Origin of the sequence: Fusobacterium sp. SYSU M8D902 (assembly GCF_040199715.1) — a bacterium.
Classification (GTDB): Bacteria; Fusobacteriota; Fusobacteriia; order Fusobacteriales; family Fusobacteriaceae; genus Fusobacterium_A.
This window is the reverse complement of record NZ_JBEFNA010000085.1, coordinates 1-578: the sequence shown is the minus strand read 5'-3', so window position 1 is coordinate 578 and position 578 is coordinate 1. Positions and strand designations below refer to the sequence as shown.

The window sequence follows — 578 nt, the reverse complement described above, 5'->3', positions numbered from 1 at the left end:
TGTTCAAATGATTATAAAGAAGCCTTTAAAGACTTCCAAGATATTAAGGAATTTTATAATAAATTAGATGACAGACAGAACTTTTGTGTTTTCTTTTTTTTGCCCGAGAAAGAAAAAAATTTATTTATTATATTTGTTTATAAAATCCTTTAGAGCAAAATTTAATATCTGTATTTTTGTGTAATTTTTATGATTTGAACAAAATTCATCAAATTCGTCAGAAATTTCTTTTGATACCCTCATTGTTTTTATAACCGACGGCAAATTTAATAATTCTTTTGGAATCATCAATTCATTTTCTAATTTTTTTCCTATTTTCAAAAATTCATCTATGTGATCCAGCAAATAGATAAATTTTTTTTCTAAATTTTTATCTTTAAATTTATTAAGTATTACATCAGTATTACTTTTGTATTCTTCTTCTTCATCTGTAATTTTTGGTAATACTTCTGTATTACTATTTTCTATTTTATCATCTGTAATCTTTTGTAATACATTTGTATTTTCTTCTTTTTCATAGTTCATAAAATCAGTCAAAATTGCTATTTCTTCATCTGAAAAATCTGATTTATTTTTAC

1 protein-coding gene is annotated in these 578 nt (G+C 22.1%); it reads right to left on the bottom strand.

The window, feature by feature from the left end:
- Positions 1-120 precede the first annotated feature (120 nt).
- On the bottom strand, positions 121-578 hold a 458-nt coding region (locus tag ABNK64_RS11180), incomplete at its 5' end, for a hypothetical protein (RefSeq protein WP_349764449.1).